Annotated in this window: 21 protein-coding genes and 3 tRNA genes; 14 read left to right on the top strand and 10 right to left on the bottom strand. The window is 43.9% G+C overall.

Translation table 11 applies throughout. From position 1 onward, the window contains the following. Positions 1-57: 57 nt before the first annotated feature. A tRNA-Leu gene (locus tag INP83_RS16255) sits at positions 58-137 on the bottom strand. Positions 138-156: 19 nt separating this feature from the next. Continuing rightward, positions 157-684 (bottom strand): Fe-S protein assembly co-chaperone HscB, encoded by a 528-nt coding sequence (gene hscB, locus INP83_RS16250; RefSeq protein WP_255563175.1) that lies wholly within the window; start codon positions 682-684, stop codon positions 157-159. Between the two features lie 44 nt (positions 685-728). On the opposite strand from hscB, the gene INP83_RS16245 reads away from it, so the two are divergent. From INP83_RS16245 to INP83_RS16225, 5 genes are all read left to right on the top strand, one after another. Then, the gene (locus INP83_RS16245; RefSeq protein WP_219125089.1) at positions 729-1,538 is read left to right on the top strand and encodes a helical backbone metal receptor; all 810 of its coding nucleotides are present in this window, start codon (positions 729-731) and stop codon (positions 1,536-1,538) included. Positions 1,539-1,598: 60 nt separating this feature from the next. After that, positions 1,599-1,680: transfer RNA gene (locus INP83_RS16240), tRNA-Leu, on the top strand. A gap of 93 nt (positions 1,681-1,773) precedes the next feature. Beyond that, on the top strand, positions 1,774-2,499 hold the full coding sequence (locus INP83_RS16235) for an AAA family ATPase (RefSeq protein ID WP_219125088.1): 726 nt from the start codon (positions 1,774-1,776) through the stop codon (positions 2,497-2,499). A gap of 60 nt (positions 2,500-2,559) precedes the next feature. After that, positions 2,560-2,721 (top strand): hypothetical protein, encoded by a 162-nt coding sequence (locus tag INP83_RS16230; RefSeq protein WP_186458695.1) that lies wholly within the window; start codon positions 2,560-2,562, stop codon positions 2,719-2,721. Between the two features lie 4 nt (positions 2,722-2,725). Continuing rightward, a complete protein-coding gene (locus INP83_RS16225) occupies positions 2,726-3,214 on the top strand; it encodes a nucleotidyltransferase (protein WP_146269607.1) in 489 nt (162 codons plus the stop codon). A gap of 27 nt (positions 3,215-3,241) precedes the next feature. On the opposite strand, the gene INP83_RS16220 is transcribed toward INP83_RS16225, so the two are convergent. The 3 genes from INP83_RS16220 to pbpC form a co-directional block, all read right to left on the bottom strand. Then, positions 3,242-3,955: a 3'-5' exonuclease gene (locus INP83_RS16220; RefSeq protein WP_219125087.1), complete on the bottom strand. Its 714-nt coding sequence runs from the start codon at positions 3,953-3,955 to the stop codon at positions 3,242-3,244. A 17-nt stretch (positions 3,956-3,972) separates the two neighbouring features. Then, complete coding sequence (locus tag INP83_RS16215; protein WP_219125086.1) at positions 3,973-4,305, bottom strand: hypothetical protein; 333 nt, start codon at positions 4,303-4,305, stop codon at positions 3,973-3,975. A 154-nt stretch (positions 4,306-4,459) separates the two neighbouring features. Beyond that, entirely contained in the window at positions 4,460-6,853 is a 2,394-nt protein-coding gene (pbpC, locus tag INP83_RS16210; protein ID WP_219125085.1) for a penicillin-binding protein 1C, read from the bottom strand. A 26-nt stretch (positions 6,854-6,879) separates the two neighbouring features. Here pbpC and INP83_RS16205 point away from each other — a divergent pair, with 26 nt between their 5' ends. Genes INP83_RS16205 through INP83_RS16195 form a run of 3 tightly spaced genes read left to right on the top strand, consistent with a single transcriptional unit; the run spans position 6,880 to position 8,801 of the window. After that, complete coding sequence (locus tag INP83_RS16205) at positions 6,880-7,605, top strand: glycosyltransferase family 2 protein (protein WP_255563174.1); 726 nt, start codon at positions 6,880-6,882, stop codon at positions 7,603-7,605. Next, positions 7,606-8,304, top strand: a complete 699-nt coding sequence (locus tag INP83_RS16200) for a tRNA1(Val) (adenine(37)-N6)-methyltransferase (protein ID WP_219125084.1) — start codon at positions 7,606-7,608, stop codon at positions 8,302-8,304. Between the two features lie 2 nt (positions 8,305-8,306). Beyond that, positions 8,307-8,801 (top strand): metallophosphoesterase, encoded by a 495-nt coding sequence (locus INP83_RS16195; protein ID WP_219125083.1) that lies wholly within the window; start codon positions 8,307-8,309, stop codon positions 8,799-8,801. A gap of 61 nt (positions 8,802-8,862) precedes the next feature. Here INP83_RS16195 and rnhA read toward each other — a convergent pair whose 3' ends face one another. The 4 genes from rnhA to INP83_RS16175 form a co-directional block, all read right to left on the bottom strand. Beyond that, positions 8,863-9,327 carry a ribonuclease HI gene (gene rnhA, locus INP83_RS16190; protein ID WP_146269600.1) on the bottom strand — a complete coding sequence of 155 codons (465 nt, stop codon included), beginning with the start codon at positions 9,325-9,327 and terminating at the stop codon, positions 8,863-8,865. A gap of 60 nt (positions 9,328-9,387) precedes the next feature. Beyond that, positions 9,388-9,636, bottom strand: coding sequence for a hypothetical protein (locus INP83_RS16185; RefSeq protein WP_219125082.1), 249 nt, complete (start codon positions 9,634-9,636; stop codon positions 9,388-9,390). 122 nt (positions 9,637-9,758) lie between these two features. Further along, positions 9,759-9,832: transfer RNA gene (locus INP83_RS16180), tRNA-His, on the bottom strand. Between the two features lie 95 nt (positions 9,833-9,927). Next, entirely contained in the window at positions 9,928-10,599 is a 672-nt protein-coding gene (locus tag INP83_RS16175) for a MarC family protein (RefSeq protein ID WP_146269598.1), read from the bottom strand. Between the two features lie 151 nt (positions 10,600-10,750). On the opposite strand from INP83_RS16175, the gene INP83_RS16170 reads away from it, so the two are divergent. From INP83_RS16170 to INP83_RS16150, 5 genes are all read left to right on the top strand, one after another. Then, positions 10,751-11,722: an ABC transporter substrate-binding protein gene (locus INP83_RS16170; protein ID WP_219125081.1), complete on the top strand. Its 972-nt coding sequence runs from the start codon at positions 10,751-10,753 to the stop codon at positions 11,720-11,722. A gap of 2 nt (positions 11,723-11,724) precedes the next feature. After that, positions 11,725-12,594: an ABC transporter permease gene (locus INP83_RS16165; RefSeq protein WP_219125080.1), complete on the top strand. Its 870-nt coding sequence runs from the start codon at positions 11,725-11,727 to the stop codon at positions 12,592-12,594. Beyond that, positions 12,591-13,340: an ABC transporter ATP-binding protein gene (locus tag INP83_RS16160; RefSeq protein ID WP_219125079.1), complete on the top strand. Its 750-nt coding sequence runs from the start codon at positions 12,591-12,593 to the stop codon at positions 13,338-13,340. Before INP83_RS16165 ends, INP83_RS16160 begins: the two co-directional genes overlap by 4 nt. A gap of 34 nt (positions 13,341-13,374) precedes the next feature. Beyond that, the gene (locus tag INP83_RS16155; protein WP_219125078.1) at positions 13,375-13,617 is read left to right on the top strand and encodes a hypothetical protein; all 243 of its coding nucleotides are present in this window, start codon (positions 13,375-13,377) and stop codon (positions 13,615-13,617) included. A 380-nt stretch (positions 13,618-13,997) separates the two neighbouring features. After that, on the top strand, positions 13,998-14,516 hold the full coding sequence (locus INP83_RS16150; protein ID WP_219125077.1) for a hypothetical protein: 519 nt from the start codon (positions 13,998-14,000) through the stop codon (positions 14,514-14,516). 32 nt (positions 14,517-14,548) lie between these two features. Here the strand turns inward: INP83_RS16150 and INP83_RS16145 are convergent, their stop codons facing one another. Next, a complete protein-coding gene (locus INP83_RS16145; protein WP_219125076.1) occupies positions 14,549-15,856 on the bottom strand; it encodes a sorbosone dehydrogenase family protein in 1,308 nt (435 codons plus the stop codon). Between the two features lie 277 nt (positions 15,857-16,133). Here INP83_RS16145 and INP83_RS16140 point away from each other — a divergent pair, with 277 nt between their 5' ends. Continuing rightward, complete coding sequence (locus INP83_RS16140; protein ID WP_219125075.1) at positions 16,134-16,970, top strand: hypothetical protein; 837 nt, start codon at positions 16,134-16,136, stop codon at positions 16,968-16,970. Positions 16,971-17,024 lie beyond the last annotated feature (54 nt).

Here is a 17,024-nt window from a genome sequence, read left to right as displayed (position 1 = left end):
GCATCTCCATGTAAAATCATAAAACAGCAAAGCCCGATACTTTCGTATCAGGCTTTGTACCCAGAGCCGGAGTCGAACCGGCACGGTTTCCCACAGGTGTTTGAGACCAGCGCGTCTACCAATTCCGCCATCTGGGCATTTGCTAAGCGTGTTTGCTTATAAGCGGGCTGCAAATGTATCTAAACTCTCTTTAATTCGCAAAAGATATTTTTGTCTGTAGTAAATATTTGCAATTTCGTTAAGCCGGTTTTCCTTGGCCGTATCGTTCAAAGTCTCGTAATCGCGGGTAAGGCTGTTCAGTTCTTCGTTCATATCGCCCTCAATGGCAGCAACTTCTGCGCTTATCTCGCCAAACTGCTCTCCATTTTCAATTTCCATGAGGCGCTCGTTAATGTCCATCATTTCCATTAAAAAATCTGCAGGCAATTGTGGTTTTGCACCCTCGCTAACCAAATCGTGAAGCTTTAAAACGTACTCGAGCACCTTATTTGGGTCGCTCAAAGTTTGGTAGGCCTTGTTGTTTAACGTAGAAAGTTCCAGTATTTCCTGTTGCTTTTCATCGTCGGCATTGGCATGAAAATCCGGGTGGTACTGCTTGCTTAAAGCGTAAAACTGTTTCTTTATATGGGCGGCATCCGGTTGAAAGCTCTCCGGAATGTCGTAAAATTCAAAATAATTCATCATCGCAAAACTACTAATTTTACTGTTGTACAAATCAAGCCAAAAACATGCCGCTATTTGTTGATCAGATGAACCGTAATGTAGAGATGCCTGATAGACCAAAACGCATCATCTCGCTGGTACCTTCGCAAACCGAGCTGCTTTTTGATCTTGGCCTTGCGGACAGGGTAGTGGGCATCACTAAATTCTGCATCCACCCGGCACACCAGGTGAAACGGGTGAGCAAAGTCGGCGGTACAAAGCAACTGAACATGGAGGCGATCCATTCCCTAAAGCCCGACCTGATCATTGCCAACAAGGAGGAGAATGAGCAATGCCAGGTAGAAGCGTTGATGCAGCATTACCCGGTTTGGACAAGCGACATCAACGACCTGCATACTGCGCTTGAAATGATCGAACGCGTAGGCCAGATTACAGACACAGCCGAAAAGGCCGTGCAGATGGTAAACAATATCAGATCAGGATTTGACGCGCTTGACGGTTTACACACAAACCTTAGCTGCGTTTACTTCATTTGGAAGAACCCCTACATGGCCGCCGGTTCGGGTACCTTTATCAATGATTTGCTCCAACGCTGCGGTTTTAAAAACCTGGTGACGGAAGGCCGTTACCCTCAACTCACAGATGATGCCCTTAAAGATTTGAACCCTGATGCAGTGCTTTTATCTTCAGAACCATATCCCTTTGCCGAAAAGCACATGATAGAGTTTAAAACAACGCTACCGAACGCCCAAATAAAACTGGTTGACGGTGAGCTTTTCTCATGGTATGGCAGCCGTTTGCTGCATTCGCCGGGATACTTTAATACGCTAATTGAAAATTTATCGCCAAATAATGAGGCAGATACGCAAAATTGAATATTTTGATTTTATAGTTTACAGAGAAACGCTATCTTTGCGGTCTCTTAAAAACCAAACGCGGAAGTGGCGTAATTGGTAGCCGCACCAGACTTAGGATCTGGCGCCGCGAGGCGTGGGGGTTCGAGTCCCTTCTTCCGCACAGTAATTTTAAAGCCCTGATAGCAATATCGGGGCTTTTTTGTTTAGCATCCCGCAGGTTTACATTAGTCCATTTGATATATTTACCAAAGCGATGCCTGCTTTAAATAAAATATTATGCCCGCCAATTGAGAACAGCTACTTGCAACAGATTTCCAGTCTAAGCAATGGCATAAATCTCGAGTTGAAAAGTAACGTCACGTTCTTTGTGGGCGAGAACGGTTCCGGAAAATCTACTTTGCTGGAGGGTATAGCAGAACAATGTGGCTTTAATTTGCGGGGAGGTAACCGGAACCATAACTTAAATACCGGTCACAGGTTTGAAGGCTATGAATCGGCACTGGCAGAGTACCTAAAATTGATCTGGTCGCCCAGGCGGGTAACAGAAGGTTTCTTTATGCGGGCGGAAAGCTTCTTTAATTTTGCTTCTTATATTGATGAGATCGCTAAAGAAGACAGTCGGATTTTAAACGCATATGGCGGGCGTTCGCTGCATCAACAATCTCACGGCGAATCTTTCTTAGCTTTATTTAACAACCAGTTCGAGAGTGGAGTTTATATACTTGATGAACCGGAAGCTGCTTTGTCGCCTGCAAGAGTATTGGCGTTTATGTCGGTGATCAGCGAATTGGAAAAAGGAGGCCGGGCGCAATTCCTGATAGCAACACACTCGCCCATATTACTTTGTTATCCGAGTGCCACGGTGCTGCAATTTGATGATAGTGGAATAACTGAAGTGAGTTACACTGACACTGAACATTTCACGCTTACCAAATCCTTTTTAAATAACCCGGAGTTATACCTGCGGCATTTGATGTAATGATGATCAATGAATTTGTTAGGGTATTGTTTTTGCGTAAATTTGTAATTAACAACGGTCATGACTGAAAAAGCAACACTTACTGAAGCTGAAATTTCCCAATTGAAAGAAGGCTTAAAACGGACTTACAAGGACCGTTTTCTTTTTTGTACCATGCTATATAAAACCCAGCTTACCATGCAAAAGGCCAAGATTACTCATAAATCATCTATAGCAAAATAAGCCAATGGATATTTTTGATGAAGAAATATTGGCGTTTTGGGGAGCACTTGAGAATAATCAGGTAAAATATATAATGGTGGGCGGATACGCTTTAAATTTACATGGTTATCAGCGCTTTACAGGAGATATGGATATTTGGCTTAAAGATACACTTGAAAATCGTAAAAGTCTCCGTCAGGCATTTTTAGATTATGGTATGCCCGATTATTCTATGATAGAAACAATGCAATTTATTGCCGGTTGGACATCGTTTCGCTTGAACAATGGTTTAGAATTAGACATCATGACTGAGATGAAAGGTCTGGAAACCTATTCATTTGATGAATGTATGTCAATGGCTTCAATTGCAGAAATCGATGGCGTGCAGGTTCCTTTTCTGCACATCAATCAGCTAATCGAAAATAAAAAGGTAATTGATCGGCCTAAGGACCGAAGCGATGTGCTCGCCTTAGAACAAATACGCAACTTAAGGAATAATGATGGCTCTATATAAGGTAGAGCCCGTTACCGGGAGTATTCCTCACTCCACCACCGTAACACATTCATCCTCGATCAAACTTTCTCCGCGGTAACGGCGTATGAGCTGTGCCGTAGCAACAACATCTTTTTGGCAATAGGTACAAATACGTTCTAAAGCTTCCTCAACCCAGTAAACGTGGCCTACCTGACTGCCATCTATATCATCCTTGGGTGTTGGTATATCAAATATCGCCGTTAGCAAATTCAGCGAAGTATAGCTCTTATAATCACCAAATTTCCAAAGCTCCATAGTGTCCAGGTGCTGTATCTCCCATGGTTTTTTGCCCTGCATTTGCAAGTGCGGTGGGAAAGGTATGCCGTGTATAAGCATCCTGCGGCAGATGTATGGGAAATCAAATTCTTTGCCGTTGTGGGCGCATAGGATAACGCTCAATGGTTGTCCGCTCAGCATCCTTGAAAACTCTTTCAGCAGTTCTTTCTCGTCGTGTCCCGCAAAGGATTTAATCCTTAACCCCGGCCGCTTGCCACTGCTGTTCATGAAAATACCCACAGAGATACAAACGATCTTACCAAATTCGGCCCAGATACCCGCGCGCTCGTAAAATTCTTCAGCTGTTGCTTCACCACGCATGTTGCGGGTTTTGTGCGCCCAAAGTTCTTGTAACATCTCGGGCATATTGGCATACAAAGGGTATTGCGGAACGGTCTCAATATCCAGCACCATCAGGTTGCCAAGGTCGTATTGTTCAAGCATGTTAAACTATTCTCCGGTTAAGTCTTATTTTCAAAGATAGCGAAAACGTATTTTCCTGATATCCCAAATAGGGAATGAGCTATACCTTCTTCTACTTCATCGATGTTGTCATATTCAACACCTGTAAGTTTGTATTTCACCCTGCGGTTTTTTATTAGATAGTAACATCTGTAGTCTTCGCTAAATCCGTCTGGGTTACCCTTGCTATCAACTGTTGATTCAACGTATCCCTCAAAATAATCAAATGAATACTTTTTAATTGTTCTAAATGGAAAAGCTTCGAATGTGACTATTCTTTTCTCAGTATCGATAAAGATTTGTTTAAATTCATTATAGATGAAATAAGGCATACAGGCCGCACCGATAAAGCAAAATGTGGCGAAAACAAATTGCCTTTCCGTAAAGAAACTCCATCCTAACCATGCAGTAGAAAAAACCAACAAAATAGACGGGTATTTAAATATTCGATATCGAAATGTATGTCTGGAAACTATCATGACTGTTTTATTTATTCTTATCCAGTACTTCAAAATTTATGTTGATAGTGTTACCCTCGCCGTCAACAAGGGTAAGCTTATGTTTGCCCGGCTTAGGGTTTAGAGCCATTTGCTGAAATGCGCTGCTTTGCCCTACATATTCGCCATCCAGGTGCCAGAATATTTTACTGTCGGCAACGCGGTGCGCTGCATTGCAGATCATCCTGCCGCGTTTGCCATCTGCTTCAAGCGGTACGTAAACCTTTGCACCATCTTTGGGGTATATTAGTTCCATAGGGTTAGCGTCATTTTGTTCGCACCCCGGCGCAAAAGGTGGCAGCACGTGGTACTGGTAATTTTTTGTTTTGTAATAATACTCCATAGATGGCGGCAGCACAAACCAGGGCTGGTTCACCATCTTATCAGGCGAAACACAGTTGGCCGTTACCTGGTACTTTCTATCTGCCGACAAGTGCACCATTTTATGCCATGGACAAACCGGTGCTTTTAAGCAAGTTTTGGGTACATATCGCTCAACAGGATCAGTACAATACTGACCGGCACGGTAACCGCTTTCCCTACATATATTGATCTTCACCAATTCGCCTGATGGCACATCGAACCATTCGCGTGCAGCTGGCAACAAACGAAAGATCTCGAATAAAACTGGTGCGGCAGTGTTAATACCGGTCAATCCCGGACGGCCCTCGCCGTCGGTATTGCCAACCCAAACGCCAACCACGTATTTTGGCGTAACGCCAATTGCCCAGCCATCTCTAAAGCCAAAGCTGGTGCCGGTTTTCCAGGCTACCCGCTGGCTGGAGCTAAATTGCTGCCAAAGCATTTCTTCACCCGGTCGCATTACTTCTTCCATGGCCTGCAGGGTGTAGTAAATAGAACCGGCATCCAACAGGCCGTTGTTTTGCAGATCAGGTTCTTTTGCGGCGGCGTAAAAGTATTGCGGGTGATGGTAATCGTTAGCATTGTACTTACCACCATTTTTGTTGTAATGGTTAAGCACGCGTGCCATATCCGCATAAGCGCCGGTTAATTCCCACAATGTGTTTTCGCCCCCGCCCAGGATCAGGGCAAGCCCATAGTGGTCGGCAGGTTGATTCAAGGTAGTGATGCCTGTGCGTTTCAGCATATCATAAAAACGCTCATACTTATACTGCTGCAGCATTTTTACCGCGGGCACATTTAATGATCTCGATAGCGCGTTCGATGCGGGTACGGCACCATCATATCCCAAGTCAAAATTTTCAGGGTGGTAGCCAGCGATCTGCGTAGGTACATCAGGTATTAAACTATTTGGAAGAATTAAACCATCATGCAGCATACTGGCATAAAGCAAAGGTTTCAACGTACTACCCGGGCTGCGGGGTGCGCCTATTACATCTACATCGCTTTCCGTTTCAGGATCTTCACGGTGCGATACATTACCAACGTAAGCCAGCGTAGTACCCGTTTCCACATCAAGTACTACCGCCGCCAGGTTATTGATATCGTTAGCCTTTAAAACCTGGTGGTGCTCTTCTACCACATCTGCCACTTGTTGCTGCAAATTGCTTTTAATGGATGTTGTGATACGGGTGTCGGTTAAATGGGCCGCTTTTGCATCCGCTTTAAAGCGCTGCAGCAGGTGAGGGGCGAGTTGCGGCAATGGCATGGGCTTATCAGGCACGGGCTCAAAACGGGCCAGGGCAGCGGTGGTGCTGTCAATAGTACCTTGCTGCTGCAAACGGGCGAGCAGCAGGTTGCGTTTCTTTAATAAAATTTGTCGGTTCTTGCCAGGGTGTACCAGCGATGGTGAGTTGGGCAGCACTGCCAATGCAGCCATCTCTCCCCAGGATAATTTATCTGCGCTTCGCCCATAGTAGCGCCAGGCAGCAGCATCCAGCCCAATTACATTGCTGCCAAAAGGGGCATTGCTTGCGTACATAGCCATTATTTCTTTTTTACTGTAACCAACCTCCAGCCGGGTAGCCATAATTATTTCGGCGATCTTATTCCAAATAGTACGGTTGTGGTGAGTGGCTAAGCGGATCACCTGCATGGTAATGGTGCTGCCGCCGCTGGTTACGCGCTTATTGCGTAGGTTTTGCCTAACGGCCCTGCCAAATGCCAGTGGATCAAACCCCCAGTGGCTGTTAAAGCGCTTATCCTCAAACGCGATAATGCATTTGCTGAATTTTTCGGGGATATTAGCGTTGTACGGAAAGCGCCACTGCCCGTCTGCCGCAATAGAAGCCCCAAGCAGTTGACCTTTATCATCATCTATAACATAGGATGTGGAGCTTTTAAATAATGGTTTTGGCAGGCAAAATGCAAACCAAATCAACAAAGCCAGTAAAATAGCGGTAGTAATAATTACTTTTGGCCGTTTAACGTACTGTTTTAAATTTTTTTTGCTGATCCGCATTATTTAGCTGGCATAGATATCACCGAATGAAAATAAATAAATTATCAATAATTATCCCTGCTTATAACGAGGGCGGAACCATCCACCTCATTTTAAACAAGATAAAAGCAGTTGAATTAATGGATAATATTCAAAAGGAAATCATAATAGTTGACGATTGCTCGCGCGATAATACCGAACAAGCCGTTGCTGCTTATCGCAACGAAAACCCGGACCTTAATATCCGGTACTTTAAACACCCTGTAAATAAGGGCAAAGGTGCCGCGCTTCATACCGGCATTGCCCAGGCAACAGGTGATTATACGATTATACAAGATGCCGACCTGGAGTACGACCCCGAAGAATATAACGACCTGCTTAAACCCATTTGCAAGGGCTTTGCCGATGTGGTTTACGGTTCGCGCTTTATGGGCAGCAATCCACATCGCATACTTTTCTTTTGGCATACCATAGGTAACCGCTGGCTTACGTTTTTGAGCAATATGCTTAGTAATTTAAACCTAACGGATATGGAAACGTGCTATAAATTGTTTGATACCAAGCTTTTACAGTCGCTTAACTTGCGGGAAAAACGTTTTGGTTTTGAGCCTGAGGTAACCATCAAGATGTCGCGCATTCCGCAGATCCGTATTTACGAGGTAGGGATTTCTTACTATGGCCGTACGTATGAAGAAGGCAAAAAAATAGGATGGAAGGATGGCTTCCGCGCTATCTATTGTATACTCAAGTACGGTTTGTTCACCGGTAAATAGATGAGCTTTTTTAAGTTTAAGCAGTTTGATGTTGACCAAACCGGCTGCGCCATGAAGGTGAACACAGACGGCGTGCTATTAGCTGCTTTAGCTAAAGGACATGATGCAAAAACAATACTGGATGTTGGTGCCGGTACGGGTGTAGTGGCTTTAATGCTTGCGCAGCGTTTTCCGCAGACTTACATAGATGCAGTTGAGATCGATGACCATGCCGCCGATACTGCGACAAAAAATTTTACCAATTCAAAATTTGCTGAACGCTTGAGACTTTTTAAGGGCGACTTCGCCAATCTGGAGCGTATGGAATACGACCTGATAATTTCCAATCCACCGTTCTTTATCGATTCCCTTAGATCTGTAAAAGATAATAAGGCACTCGCGCGCCATACGGATAGCTCATTTTTTGAACGATTGGTGAGTTTTGCTGCTGAGAATTTGAGTGCTGAAGGAATATGCCAACTAATACTGCCTGTGGCAACGTCAGAACTAGTTATAGGTATGTTAGCTGCAAACTCCTTGTATTTACAAAGCGTTATCAATATCAGATCATTTGCTACCGATGATCCACACCGTGAGGTAATAACATTTGGTAAAGATAACGTAACGAATGAGGTGACCGAGGTGGTTATCTATGAATCACCAAAAGTTTACACAACACAATACTCCTCGCTTTTAAAAGATTTTTTGACGATATTTTGAGCATGACCCGCATAGGCCTTATATCTGATACCCACGGTTACCTTGATGATGCCGTTTTTAAGCATTTTGATAAATGCGACGAGATATGGCATGCCGGGGATCTTGGCACCCTTGAACTGGCCGACCAGCTTGCTGCGTTTAAACCTATTCGCGGCGTATATGGTAACATCGATGGCGCTGATATAAGGCTTGTCTATCCTGAACATTTGCGCTTCAAATGTGAAGAAGTAGATGTATGGATGACCCACATAGGCGGCTACCCGGATAGGTATAGTCCGCTGGTAAAGCCGGAGATCTATAACAAACCGCCGCAACTTTTCATTGCAGGACATTCTCATATCCTCAAAGCTATTTACGATAAAAAGATAAGTTGCCTGCACCTTAACCCCGGTGCGGCAGGTAAACACGGCTGGCATAAAGTACGCACGCTGATGCGTTTCAGCATTACAGCTGATAAAATACATGACCTGGAAGTGATTGAATTGGGCGGAAGGTAGTTTAAAGTCGAAAGTGTTAAGTCAAAAGTTTGAAGTGACTTCGGGCTAACGACTTTTGATTTTAAGCTTGCGACGCTGCTTCTGCTTCAAAAACCGAATCGATAAGCAGATCCTTCTGTTTGCCTGCGGCAACGGCAAGCTGGTCGCAGCGCTCGTTCTCCGGGTGGCCGTTATGGCCACGCACCCAAACAAATTTAACCTTGTGTAATTTGGCTATATTCAGATAACGCATCCAAAGATCCTTATTTTTTTTACCGGCAAAACCTTTGGCAACCCAGCCGTTAACCCAACGCTTTTCAATAGCATCGATCACGTATTTAGAGTCGGAGTAAATGGTGACGTTTTGATTAGGAGATTTAAGTGCTTCTAATGCTGTGATTACAGCCAGCAGTTCCATGCGGTTATTGGTTGTCTTGCGGAAACCCGCTGATAATTCCTTATAATGTTGTCCCGAACGCAAAATAACACCATAACCTCCCGGCCCGGGATTACCACTCGAAGCACCATCAGTAAAGATCTCGATCATGCGGCAAAGGTAAGAATTAGGCGCTTACCGTATAGGTGTTAATTTTGGTGGTTGTTAATTTCAACCACCTTTCTTGCCAGATTTTCCAAGAGGTTTGATTACTGAGTCGCGCTTAACTGCTGTTGAATCGGCTGTTTTTGTACCATCTTTAGTTGTAGTATCTTTTCGCTCCTGTACTTTTGCACTGTCTGTAATTTCGGTCTTACTTTTCAGCGTATCCGATGTAGTGTCTGCATTTTCTTTCTTTGTTGCCGAACTACAGGCCGTTAATGCAAGTAAAAACGTTAAAGTAATGTAAGTGTATCTCATATCATGATATAGTTTAAGCAATAAATCTATAAAAATATTTTGAGCTATAAGGGATATAAGCTATCCAGTGTATAATTGGTGGTAAAACAAAAAAAGCCTCTCATTTTCATGAGAGGCTTTTGGGTAAATGATGGGGCTCGAACCCACGACCCTCGGTACCACAAACCGATGCTCTAACCAACTGAGCTACATCTACCGTGTTGGGATTGCAAAAATAGAAAATTGCGTGCTATTTGCAATAATTTTTTAAAAATATCGCATCTTTCATTCAGAATGAGCTTGTTGTATTTTTTAAAACTTAAAAATGGCCCGTAGCCCGGAGATGGCTATCTGCAAACCCACGCAAAATATCAGGAAGGCCGAAATGCGGTTCACAATGTTTTCGCCATTGCTGCCCAGGTAGTTTATCAAAGTTTTTGTGTTGAGATAAAGGATGTAGATCAACACGCACATTACAATGATAGCTATCATCACAGCAAGCAGGCTGATATAATATTCTTTGCTCCCAAATTTTTCGCCATGGGCGCTAAGGGTAAATAATACAGATATGGTTCCTGCACCGGTTGTCATCGGGAAGGTGATAGGGTAAAATAGTTTTCGGGTAAGCTGCTCGTAAGCAGATATAGGTGTTTTTATCTCAACAGTTTCATCTGAGGTATCTGATACTTGGTCTGACGAAAGGAATTCCCAACCTATTTTACAGATCATGATACCACCGGCAAGCTGTACCACGGGTATAGAAATACCGAACAGTTCCAGTATCCAGTGGCCGGCAAATAGCGCCACGGTGCAAACGCAAAAACCATAAAACGCAATTCGGCGTACTGCCTTACGCTTCTCTGCCCGCGAAAGGTGCTCAAAGTATGGACTTACAATAAACGCCGACCCCACAGGGTTAACTACCGGGAAAAGGGCTATGATACCCATGAATACCAAATGTATAAACGACTCGAACGATGGCATGTGATAAGCGCATAGTTGCGCGGCTACCAAATATAGAAGAATTATGTGCTATAATAAAAGCCCAAACCAAGCGGGCCATTAAGGGTTAACTGTTATGGATTCGATTGATTAAAATGTTTTTGCTTTGCCGCTGATTATCTACTTTAGTAATATGAAAATTGTACGTTTAGCTACGTTATTTGCCGCTATTATCGCTATTGCTGCCTGCAGCCCACCAAAGAAAGATGGGGTGCCGGTTGTAGGCTTTATTGATGCGTTTGAAGATGCCACCATATCGCAAGCCAAAACCGGTTTTATTGATGCCCTTAAGCAAAACGGTTTCAGCGAGGAGAAAGGTAATATTACCATTAAGTACAATAACGCACAGGGGAGTATCCCAACGCTAACGCAGATAGTTAACCAGTTTGTTTCAGATAAAGTTGATCTGCTGGCTACATCAACAACGTTGGCTACGGTGGCTGCTATCCAAAAAACTAAAACTATCCCCATTTTCCAGATGGTGTCGCCCACGCCCGAGCGTATGAAGGTTGCAGATGCATCAGGCAAGGGGCCTGCAAATTTGTTCGGGACGATGGAAGACCTTAATTACATTGACACTTCTTTTGCACTGATACCTAAATTACTTAAACCTAAAAGCGGACAAATAACTGTTGGGATGATCTACAATCAGTCTGAACCGCAGTCTGCAGATGCGCTGCAACGTATACAAACGCTGGCTGGTAAAATGAACATCAAAGTGGTCGCCTTGCCGCTCAACTCCTCTGCCGATGCTCAACTGGTTACACAAAGCTTATTAAGCAAAGGCATCGATGCATTTTTTGCTAATCCGGATAATACGGTGTTCGCCGCTTTCGAAACTATACTTAAAAGTTGCAACGATAAGAACATACCTATTTTTACCAGCGAAGCCGGCCTGGTTCAGCGCGGGGCTGTAGCGGCTTTTGGTGCAGATATTTATCAATGGGGCTACCAATCGGGCTTACAGGCAGCTCAATATTTAAAAATGCATAAAACCGATGGCTTAAAGCTGGAGATGGTGAAGGTGCGTAAGCATGTGTACAATCCTGCTGCAGTAAAAAAATACAACATCACCATACCAGCAGGTTTTGAAACTGTAAAATAATAATGGATTTCTACATCACCGCGCTTATACAGGGACTTTGTTTCGGGGGAATTGCCCTGGGCATTTACCTGTCCATGAAAATATTTAACATTCCGGACATCACTACAGACGGAAGCTATACCTTGGGCGGAGTAGTGACCGGCTCGCTGATGACTCATCATCAATCGGGGTTTGTTATTGCGCTGGCAGTTATTGTTTCCGGAGCTATTGCCGGGGCATTAACAGGTATCATCCACACCAAATTAAAAATCAACGCCTTGCTTGCCGGTATCCTGGTCATGACGGCGCTTTACTCTGTTAACCTAACCATACTTGGCCGCTCAAACCTGCCTTTGCTGGGTTTGCCTGGCTTGTTTATGTCCATCAATTTTATTGCTGATAATCCTAATCAAAATGCGCTTCTTATATCATTAATATTTGTTGCGGCCATTACATTGGCCATCGGTTATATGCTTAAAACCGACTTTGGTATTGCCATGCGCGCCACCGGTAACAGCGAAGCAATGGTTCGTGCGCTTGGTGTAAATACTGATAGGATGAAGATAATCGGTTTGGCGGTGGCAAACGCTTTAACAGCGCTAAGCGGCTATCTGGTGGCGCAACAGCAGGGTTTTGCGGATATCAGCATGGGGATAGGAATTGTGATCACGGGCCTGGGTTCTGTTATTATTGGCGAAACGGTGATCAATTGGCTGCAGATCACCTCCGTTTGGCTGAGCCTGGTACTGGTATTGGCAGGAGCGATAGTTTTTCAACTGGTACTGGCCTTTACTTTAAGCATCGGTGTAGATGCCAATTTATTGAAGCTTGTCACTGCAGCTTTTGTGCTGGTTATTGTTGGCTTACCACGTTTAACAGGGAGGGCAGCATGATATCGATAACAGGTTTAAACAAAACATTTAATGCAGGCAAACCTAACGAAGTTATTGCCTTACAAGCAGTTGACCTTGAAATTAAACAAGGCGAATACGTGGTTGTTATTGGTTCCAACGGTTCAGGAAAATCTACGCTTTTAAATCTTATTGCAGGTAGTATGTTGCCAACAGGGGGTAGTGTTAATATAGAAGGGAACGATGTATCCAAACTGGCAGAATACCAACGCAGTAAATGGATAGCACGGATATTTCAAAATCCATTATCGGGCACGGCAGCCGATCTGAGCATCATAGACAACTTCAGGTTAGCTGCGCTCCGTACAAAGAGTAAAAACCTGATCATCGGTAAAACTGAGCAATTTAAACAACTTGTGAAAGAACGTATCGCTGCGCTTAACATGGGTTTGGAGAATAAACTGGACCAGCCGATAGGCACCCTTTCCGGCGGGCAACGGCAGGCACTTACCTTGTTAATGAGCGTGATGGATGAGTGCAAGATATTATTGCTTGATGAGCCCACGGCGGCTTTAGACCCGCGCTCGGCAAACAATGTTTTAAAGATTGCCGATGACCTGATAAAGCAATACAAACTGACCGCTTTACTGGTTACACATAACTTGCGGGATGCCGCTGTATACGGCAGTCGTATCATTCAGATGCACGAAGGGCAGATCTTAAAGGATATTTCTGGTGCAGAAAAAACTCATCTACAACAAAACCAACTATTTGAATGGTTTGCATAACAAATGGCAAAGAAATTGTATTGCCATTTGTATTATGAAAAACACAACTTTTGAAAATATATTTGACGCCTACCAGTTGGTAAGCGGTGCCAAAATAAAGGCAAAAAACCAGGACGAAATTTTTGAGCTCGGTGCGTACGATGGCAATAAACGTGGTTATACGCTTTATGCATTCGAAAACGGGATCAAATTTGAGGATTTTAGCGTCATCATCTCAGAAAATGAATTGATGAATAACTACCAGATAGAGAAAGTAAAAGTTAGCATAGCTGCATAAGCAGCTACAGGTGGCGTCGTTACCAAACTTTTTTGCGGAGTGCACTTTACAGGTGCTGTAATGCCTTATCAGCCGCAATAAAAGCTGGCCGGTAATGGCGCCTTTTTTTATCACTACTACTTTAACGTTTTATAAACGTTTGACTTTCTTCTCCTTAATTATTAACTTCGCCACCAGATTAATAATTACTACAATGCTATTTAACAAACTTTCCCAATTACAGAAACAGCCCATGGTGCTGCAAGGGAAAGGTATTGCCTCAATTACGGCACTTTTCTCACAACGATAAGGTTTTAAAAACCCGTTTACCATCACACACAATTTTAATTTTACAGGCGTAACTTATCAGTTGCGTAGTTAATTTTTTTGACAGAATTTTTATGGATATATATTATACCATTGATGAGAAATATGCGCAGGCGGCAGAGGAATATAGGTATGGCGAGTCGGCAAAGGCATTGCAATTGCTCAACGAGATCATTGCCAATAATGCTGGATACGCGCGCGCTCATCATTTATTAGGTAAGTTGAATTTTGAGGACTTGAAGGATTATCAAACCGCAGGATATCATTTTAAAACTTGTATGGCACTTGAGCCGTCATTCCCGGATAATTATACACGTTACCTGGAATTGTTGGTTTTCCTGCAAATGGATAAGCAGGTTAAGGCCGTTGCCGCAGCTGCTTTAAAAGTGCCGGGAGTCGATACCGCTTTGATCTACAAGCAGCTGGGCTTACATGAAAAGAAGCGCCGCAGCTTTGGCGAAGCCCTTAAAGCTTACCACAATGCTTTTATGGATGCTATTGATAAAGAAGAAATGGAGGAGATAGAGGAGAGCATTAAACGCGTTAAAGCTAAAATGCAATCGGTGCTGAAGTATCAATATCAAAGCGAATAAAAAACGGGGCCTTTTGAGCCCCGTTTTTCTTTTTATTTTTTGTACGATATTTTATAAATGTACCCTTTAGAATCTTCACTTACATATAGGGAGCCATCCGGGCCTTGTGCCAGGCCACATGGGCGGTGTACCGCGGAACCTTTAGCAGTATTCTCTGCCGAACCGGAAAAACCATCAGCAAATACTTTTCCTTCGCCATTTGGCTTACCATCCTTAAACGGTTGGAAAACTACGTAGTAACCGGCTTGTGGCTCGGGTGCACGGTTCCATGATCCGTGGAAGGCGATAAAAGCACCATCTTTATACTCAGCCGGGAATAGGCTTGCAGTATAAAATAACAATGCATTAGGCGCAAGGTGGCCAGGGTACGCTGCAACCGGATCGATAAATTTAGCGTCTCCTTCTTTTTTGCCATCGCCGCCGTATTCTGGTGCAACTATTTTTTTGTTTTGTTGCTGATCATAGTAAATATAAGGCCAGCCAGCATTATCACCTTTTTTCAAAGCATACATACACTCCGCCGGTAATTCTGCCTGCTGTTGTACAGTGTACAGATCAGGAAACAGGTCATGTAAACCATCACGACCGTGCTGCATTACAAAAAGCTGGTTATCTTGTTTGTTCCAGTCTAAACCAACCACGTTGCGTAATCCCGTTGCGTAACGTTGCCCATCTTTATAGGTTTGGTTAGGCTTATCAGCTTTAAATTGCCATATACCACCTGCAGAATCAAGTATAGGGCAATCTTTTTTACCTAATGATCCCTTCTCGCGATCTTTGATCTGGCACGAGTTAGAATAAGCGCCGATGTTCGTATATAAGTTACCAGCGTCATCCAAAACGATTGATTTAGATTCATGCTGGTGGCGGTCAATAAGGCCGGTCACAATCTTCTCCACTTTAGCAGTGTCGGCAACCTCGTCGGCATCGTTTAGTTTATAACGGAATATCTCTGTATTTGATGAAGCATATAGATAGCCATTTTTAATAGTGATACCTGTACCTCCATATCCGCCAAATGCTGCCTTGACTTCGGCTTTACCATCTTTCTCAATCAGCATCAAAATTCCTTTGCCATCCTTATTTGGTTTACCCAATTTAACATAGATAACACCTTTGGGCGATACTGCAATATGCCGTGCGCCTCCAAGGTCTTTAGCAATAATTGTTGCGTTAAACCCCTCAGGTACCGCAATACCGGCTTCGGTTTTGGTAGTGTCACCGCCGGCGGTCAGCGTGTCGGTAGCAGCGGTTTTTTTGCTATCGCTGTTACAGGCGTTAAAAAAAAGCGCGCCGGCAACCGCCAAAGCAGGTAACGTTAATTTAAGTGTCTTTTTCATTTTGTGAGAGTTTTAAGCAGATAGGGAGTTTTATCCCCGTTTTCTCAAATTAACTTATAATACAGTTGATTACGAAATCTGTTTCAACTTAAACAGTAAGATCACAGAATTTTTAAAGCCAAGATCTGCTATATCAACTTAATTTCAGAATTAAATATTTTAAAAATATAATATAACAAATATAATTTTAATCAGCTGCGCGATGGTGAAATATATCATGTAAGACATTAAACTTTCATTATCGATAGCCGTCCTATCAATACAAACATTAAATAAAATGAAAAGGTCAGTCTTACTTTCAGCAATAATATTTGGCAGTTTATTTTATAACAGCGCCAAAGCACAGGTTTCTATCCATTTCGGGTTCAACATTCCTGCGAGGCCGGTGTACGCACCCGCACCACCGCCTCAACCCGTTGACGTTTATGACGACGACGATTTTGACGACAGCGACGACTACTACTATCTTCCGGAGGTTGAAGCTTATTACAGTGTGCCGCGCCATTGCTATTACTACATGAATAGCGGTCAATGGGTGTCTGCAGCTTACCTCCCAGGTGCCTACCGCAATTACGACTGGCGTTCTTTCCGCCACTACGAAATAAGGGCAAGCCGTCCGTATTTTAACCACGATGTTTACCGTAATCGTTGGGGTGGAGATTTTAACCGTGGCCGCGACTGGACCAGAAGAGGCAACGTTTATGCAGGTGGATCATACGGTGGCAATAACCGTTGGAACGGTGGTTACAACCGCCCTGATAACAATGGAGGATGGAACAAAGGTAACCGGGACCGGGATAATAACTGGGGCGGTGGCAGGCCTGATAACGGCAACTGGAACCGCCCGGACCGTAATAACAACGGCGGCTGGGGCAGAGGCCAACAACCCAACAATGATAACCGCGGTAATAATGGCGGTTGGGGCCAACCACGCAATAACGGCGGCGGTTGGGGTGGTGGCCAGCAACAACAAGATCGTGGTAACGGCGGAGGCTGGGGCGGCAGAGGACGTGATAATGATGGTGGCAACAGAGGCGACCGTGGCGGACGTGGTTTTGCCGGACAATTTGCACAAACTAATGGTGGTATAAACGCGAGACAACCACGCTTTTAAACTTACCTCCTCTATATATAACAATTAAGCCTTCGGCGGGTAATCCACCGAAGG

This window comes from Mucilaginibacter sp. 21P, assembly GCF_019331605.1.
Classification (GTDB): Bacteria; Bacteroidota; Bacteroidia; order Sphingobacteriales; family Sphingobacteriaceae; genus Mucilaginibacter; species Mucilaginibacter achroorhodeus.
This window is presented reverse-complemented; position numbering and strand designations above follow the sequence as displayed.